The sequence below is a fragment of the Sphingobacterium sp. T2 genome, assembly GCF_000814685.1.
GTDB lineage: Bacteria > Bacteroidota > Bacteroidia > Sphingobacteriales > Sphingobacteriaceae > Sphingobacterium > Sphingobacterium thermophilum.
This window is the reverse complement of record NZ_JXAC01000036.1, coordinates 1-6,280: the sequence shown is the minus strand read 5'-3', so window position 1 is coordinate 6,280 and position 6,280 is coordinate 1. Positions and strand designations below refer to the sequence as shown.

General features: G+C 41.0%; 6 protein-coding genes and 1 pseudogene. 6 read left to right on the top strand and 1 reads right to left on the bottom strand.

Going from position 1 to position 6,280, the window contains the following annotated elements:
* Positions 1-73: 73 nt before the first annotated feature.
* From aroC to SD31_RS18230, 4 genes and pseudogenes are all read left to right on the top strand, one after another.
* A pseudogene (gene aroC, locus SD31_RS03515) lies at positions 74-922 on the top strand (chorismate synthase); the annotation flags it as partial.
* A gap of 107 nt (positions 923-1,029) precedes the next feature.
* Positions 1,030-1,281, top strand: coding sequence for a hypothetical protein (locus SD31_RS03510; RefSeq protein ID WP_039053131.1), 252 nt, complete (start codon positions 1,030-1,032; stop codon positions 1,279-1,281).
* Positions 1,282-1,382: 101 nt separating this feature from the next.
* Complete coding sequence (locus tag SD31_RS18235; RefSeq protein WP_231561122.1) at positions 1,383-1,835, top strand: hypothetical protein; 453 nt, start codon at positions 1,383-1,385, stop codon at positions 1,833-1,835.
* On the top strand, positions 1,805-2,236 hold the full coding sequence (locus SD31_RS18230) for a hypothetical protein (protein ID WP_231561121.1): 432 nt from the start codon (positions 1,805-1,807) through the stop codon (positions 2,234-2,236). Before SD31_RS18235 ends, SD31_RS18230 begins: the two co-directional genes overlap by 31 nt.
* Before the next feature lie 18 nt (positions 2,237-2,254).
* On the opposite strand, the gene SD31_RS03500 is transcribed toward SD31_RS18230, so the two are convergent.
* Positions 2,255-4,672, bottom strand: coding sequence for a thiamine pyrophosphate-dependent enzyme (locus SD31_RS03500; protein ID WP_052258607.1), 2,418 nt, complete (start codon positions 4,670-4,672; stop codon positions 2,255-2,257).
* 132 nt (positions 4,673-4,804) lie between these two features.
* Between SD31_RS03500 and SD31_RS03495 the strand changes: the two genes are divergently transcribed.
* Positions 4,805-5,539: a hypothetical protein gene (locus SD31_RS03495; RefSeq protein ID WP_039053130.1), complete on the top strand. Its 735-nt coding sequence runs from the start codon at positions 4,805-4,807 to the stop codon at positions 5,537-5,539.
* A 93-nt stretch (positions 5,540-5,632) separates the two neighbouring features.
* Positions 5,633-6,079: an NUDIX domain-containing protein gene (locus SD31_RS03490; protein ID WP_039053132.1), complete on the top strand. Its 447-nt coding sequence runs from the start codon at positions 5,633-5,635 to the stop codon at positions 6,077-6,079.
* Positions 6,080-6,280: the final 201 nt, after the last annotated feature.

The window sequence follows — 6,280 nt, the reverse complement described above, 5'->3', positions numbered from 1 at the left end:
ACAAACGTAAAGAAAGACGACACCGACACAAATGTGTTCCGATCGTTGATCCTCGTTAGGTATCAGAAYASCTATAGSTRTTCTGATACCTAACGAGGATCAACGATCGAAAGATTATTCCCACATTGCTGACAAATACCGCCCTTCCCATGCAGATTACACCTATCAGATGAAATATGGTATTCGTGACTACCGTGGAGGAGGCCGTTCGTCTGCTAGAGAAACGGCAGCACGTGTTGCTGCAGGCGCTATTGCCAAGCTTTTCCTAAAACAGCATGGCATTGAAATCTTTGCCCACGTCTCTGGTGTGGGAGAAATCGAATCTCCTAACGTAGACACCGCAGACCTAAAAAACTTACTTGAAATCCGCGAATCCAACATAGTGCGTTGTGCCGATCCGGCAACAGCAAATGAGATGATTAGCTTTATCGAGAAGATTCGCAAGAATGGGGATACCGTAGGTGGCAGAATTTCCACTATCATACGTGGAGTACCCGCCGGATTGGGAGAACCTGTATTTGACAAGCTCCATGCCGAACTGGGAAAAGCTATGCTCAGCATCAATGCCGTTCATGGATTTGAATACGGATCTGGTTTTGAAGGGTCTAAGATGAGAGGCTCTGAACACAACGATATCTTCACCACAGAAAACGGCAAAGTCGTCACCAAAACAAACTTTTCAGGTGGTATACAGGGTGGAATATCCAATGGCATGGACATCACCTTCAAAGTAGCCTTCAAACCTGTAGCGACAATCATGCGTGACCAAACCACATTAAATCAGCAAGGTGAAGAAACTACCATCTCTGGCAAAGGAAGACACGACCCTTGCGTGGTGCCTCGTGCCGTAATTATCGTGGAAGCTATGGTCGCACTCGTGATAGCAGATTATCTCTTGAAACAGAAAGCTTATTTAGTATAAATTTGGAACTTCCGTAATCATACACGGAAGTTCTTCCTAGTTTTAAATGATTATGAGATATTTCATCCGCATGATATTACTCGGTGTATGTATAGCTACCTCATCATATGCTCAAGATCAGTACGCCACCACAAGCAATGGAAAAGTCGTACTTTTACGAAGTAACGGAACTTGGGAATACGTCAATAGAAAAGCTCCATCCAAAAGCAATAGCTCATCCTACAGAACTTCTACAAGCCGAAATTTTTCTTCCTACTCTTCTCCCAAAAGAAAATCATCAGCTGTTCAAAAAACGTATATACGAGGTCCAAGAGGTGGTTGTTATTACATCAATAGCAATGGAAATAAGACCTATGTAGACAGAAGTCTATGCAATCGTTAGCTAAAAATTAATTTTTATCCCTAAATTTTATTGAGATATCCTATATTTGGCGAAAAATACTAACTAAATATAATCATAATGTCTGATACTGCTTCTTTTATTTTAGCTTGTGACATCGGAGGTACCCACATCACCTCAGCCATAGTGAATGCTAAGGACTGGACTATATTACCTGATACATTGGTACGAAATCACGTTGATTCTTCCGCTGATGCTAAATCGATTTTTCAAAATTGGTCTTCTACCATCAACCTTTGTCAACAAAAGCATGAAGTTACCATCAATCAAATCGGTATTGCGATGCCGGGCCCTTTCAATTACGAAGAAGGCATTTCTTTAATGAAAAATCAAGACAAATACGATGCTTTGTATAAGCTAAATGTGTCGCACGGCATATTAGAAGGTTTGAACAATAAAAATTGCAGTATCAAATACATCAATGATGCGGCAGCCTTCCTGCAGGGGGAAGTATATGCCCAACAGCTACAACATAAACCAAAGTGCTTGGCATTACGCTGGGAACAGGTCTAGGAAGTGCGGTATGGAGCAAAGGTCATAAAGCTTTCGACGCTGACCTTTGGAACACCCCTTACAAAGACAGCATCTTCGAGGAATACTTGGTGACAAGATGGTTTACGAATCGCTTTGAACAGCTTTCAGGAATCAAAGAAACTGGCCTTAAAGAAATTATAGAAAAGCATCAAGAAACAGCAGCTTTCCAACAGTTAATGTCAGAATATAGAATACACCTGATTGATTTCCTTAAATATTTCAGCGAGCTACATGGCTGCAAAGATTTTATCATAGGAGGCAATATCGCAAAAGCTTGGAATTTAATTGATCAGGGCGGCATTTTCTCGGTATATCATATTACACATGCACAATATGCAGAAAAAGCAGCACTGATAGGTGCTGCCTCCATATTTGAATAAGGCTTGTCTTGATTTTCCTTAGATATATTTAGGGTAGTTCTGCGGATCAACCTCGTTCATAATTTCATACACGGTCTCGACAATGTCTTCAACCGATGGTTTGGTGAAGTAATCCCCATCTGAACCATAAGGAGGTCGGTGGGCTTTGGCCGACAACGTACGAGGTTTACTATCTAAATGATAGTATCCGTTTTGCGTTTCTAAAATCTGCTGCATGATAAATGCACTGGCTCCACCCGGCATATCTTCATCAACTACCAAAATTCTATTTGTCTTTGACAAGGACGTCAAACACACTTGAGTACGGTCAAACGGCTGTAGACACTGTATATCTACAATTTCTATGGAAATGCCTATCTTGTCCAATTCCAATGCTGCTTCCTGTACTAAGCGTAATGTAGATCCATACGATACTACGGTTACATCCCTACCTTCTCGTATGACTTCAGCAATACCTATAGGCACCGTAAAGTCTCCCACATTGCTAGGCATTTTCTCTTTCAACCTATATCCGTTAAGGCATTCTACCACTACGGCAGGATCTTCTCCTTTCAGCAAAGTATTGTACATTCCTGCTGCCTGCGTCATATTGCGCGGCACACATATATGCAACCCACGCAATGAGCCTAAAAGCACAGTCATTGGCGATCCGGAATGCCAAATTCCTTCCAAACGATGGCCCCTGGTGCGAATAATGAGAGGTGCTCTCTGCTGTCCTTTGGTTCGATAACTCAACGAAGCAAGGTCATCGCTTAACACCGGCAAGGCATAAATCAGATAATCCAGATACTGTATTTCGGCTATAGGTCTTAAGCCCCTTACTGCTAAACCTATCCCCTTACCAATGATAGCTGACTCCCGGATTCCGGTGTCGAAAATACGAAGGTCACCGAATTTCTCCTGCAAGCCTGCAAAACCTTGATTTACATCACCGATTTTTCCAACATCTTCTCCGAAAGCTACCAACCTTGGATCTCTACGGAAGTTAGCCTCAAAACAGGCGTTCAACACCTCTCTTCCATCCAAGACGGCTGCATTGTCCGCATATTCCGGAGCTATAATATCCACCTCCAATGGTGAATATATATTTTCTACAAAAAGCTTACTGTTGTAACGTTCTTCATTCACGGCTTTGCGCGACTGATACCAGTCCAATAAGGCCTTCCTCTCCGCCGTGTCGGTAAAACGTAAACCACGCAATACCTGACGTACTACCGAATAGATATCCTTAAGTGAGGGCTCCGTAGCGCTCTTTAATACGTTTAGCGCGTGCTCTACTTGCTCATCTTTCACCGCCGAAAGATAAACAATAGCTTCATCTAGCTCCTGTTGCAGGAAGTTACGGTAATCGAACCAAGCTCGCTTTTGTTCTTTTCTTACAAAATCCTTAGCCTCAGCCTCTATCTTGTCTAGTTCTTCTGCGGTAGCGATGCCAGCTTCGATAATCCATTCACGCATCTTCACATTGCAGTCGTAATCTTTTTCCCACTGCAATCGTTCGGCAGACTTATAGCGCTCATGCGATCCCGAAGAGCTGTGCCCTTGTGGCTGCGTAAGATCCATTACATGCACTAGGCAAGGCACATGACGTTCGCGTGCGATTTTCGCTGCCTGCTCATAAGTCTCGCAGAGACCTGGATAATCCCATCCTTTTACTTTAAAAATCTCTATTCCTAGACCTTTAAAATCCGACTGAAAACCTTTCAGCACTTCTGAAATATCGGACTTCGTAGTCTGTATATCGTTCGGCACAGAAATGCCATAGCCATCATCCCAAATGGAAATTACGGCTGGAATCTGCTTCACTCCCGCCGCATTGACGGTCTCCCAGAAAACACCTTCGGAGGTTGAAGCATTACCTACATTACAAAAGACAACTTCATTGCCATTGTCGGAATATTCTGTAAGATAAGCCAACTCTTTATTGTTACGATAAAGTTTGGAGGCAAGTCCTAATCCCAACGTTCGGGCCATCTGCCCCCCCGTGGTAGAAATATCAGAAAAAGAATTAATCTGCTGCAGTTGGTTTTTCCAGCTTCCGTCCTCTTCTACCAGCTTGGTAGCAAAGTGAGCTACCATCTGCCTTCCTCCCGAGGATATATCAGCCTCCAAAGAAGGGTGAGCATATAACTGTGAGAAGAAATGATAAATGGTGCTTATACCCGTCAGAAAGGCTAATGTTTGATCCCTGTAGTAGCCCGAACGCCAATCGCCCTTTCTAAATACTTTGGCAAGAGCAATCTGTGCCACCTCCTTGCCATCACCAAAAATTCCAAACTTCGCCTTACCTGTAAGTACTTCTTTCCTTCCCAACAAACTTGCATTACGACTTTGCACCGCCGCTTCATAATCCTTTAAAACGATAGCACGAAAATCATCAAAGCTCAATTTTGAAGGTATACTATTCATCGGTGCACTCAAACGTGAATCAATCATTAATCTATGTTCTTATTCAACAAAAGTAGCAAATTAACTCTTTACAATATAACCAATAATTTAATATTAGTCCTAAAATATATACAATAATTACGTACTTTTAAGCGCAAATAATTGATACTTTAGAGTTTTATGAATACAGCGAATAACGACGTAAATCCGGAGATAGGATTAGGAGATTTGGAAAAGACGGTGATTCTTAACACATTGCTAGAAGTTCCTTTTGGGCAACGTGACGAGAAATGGGTAGATCAATTTTTGAGCGTTATCGATCAAGCCAATCTTAAATTAGGCAATCCTGAAGTTATTGTTGCCAGCGACGGCTTTCCTTATATACAATTACAAAATGTGGAAGCAGAAGAAAGTTTTCAGGCTTTTGTAATCAGCAAACAGCTTCCTACAATTCTTTTACAAGGTTTCGGCGTAGTGATCAACCCGCAGAAAGAAAGACCGGACTGGGTATTTTCTTATGGTGATATCGTAAATTACGAGCTTAACGACACTTTTTACAGCAACGAAAGTAGCTTCTCCCACAGCCAAGATATCGTGGTTATCGGCAAAGACGAACGCGTGTTGGTGGGTGCTCCTTCAGAAGCTATACTTCCTAAATATCTGAAAAAACAATTGCGTGAGTTTTTGCAACATATGGGGATACAGCAACCAAAAGCTATGCTTATAGCACGCAGCTTCGAAAACGAAGAAGACTTAAAACAAGACCTTGTATTCAACTTCACTCCTCCTCAACTGAAAAATGACAAGCTGTTTGAAGAGATTTCAAGCGCTATTGCTTGGATGTTGCCTAAGCATTATTCGGTGCTGTTTGTAGATGAAGCTTCCATCGAAGGCAATGCTTTTATTGAATTGTAATATTGACAAAATATAATCAGATAAGCAGTTTCAAATCATGAAACTGCGATAATATAGAAGATATTTGTTTTGATTATAAGCGAAAAAGATAAAATGTTTCCATTTAACGTCCGCGTATACGGAATCCTTAAAAATGAGAACAATCAAGTTCTCATTACGGATGAAAGAGCAGAAAATATATCATTCACGAAGTTTCCGGGTGGAGGATTAGAATACGGAGAAGGACTTATTGATGCACTGAAAAGAGAGTTTCTCGAGGAGTGCAACCTACGAATTGAAGTAAAAAGACATATCTACACCACCGACTTTTTCGAGAAATCCAGCTTCAATAGTAGCCAAATCATATCGATTTATTATGAGGTGGAAGCCCTAGACAAATTGGACATAGAGCTCAAGAAGAAACCCTTCGACTTTCATGACAAAGACTCCATAAAAAAATTAGAAGTCTTCCGTTTGGTGGATATAGACCAACTTAAAACAGAGGATCTTACTTTCCGTACCGATCAAAGGGCGTGGGAGGAATACAGAAAGCTTAATTAATATTTAAAATTTAAATTAATTTTTCTTTTCATCGTAACAAACTCTTGACAAAGATAAATTTTTTATATAATTTTATCTCATTCGATAGTAATTCCTGAAAATTTTCAGACCATCGACATCCTGTTCTCTTTACATAAGAGATAAATAGTTAGTGTGATGTTTAAGGCGTATCAATCCCAAATATCGCTTATCTTTTGAAAA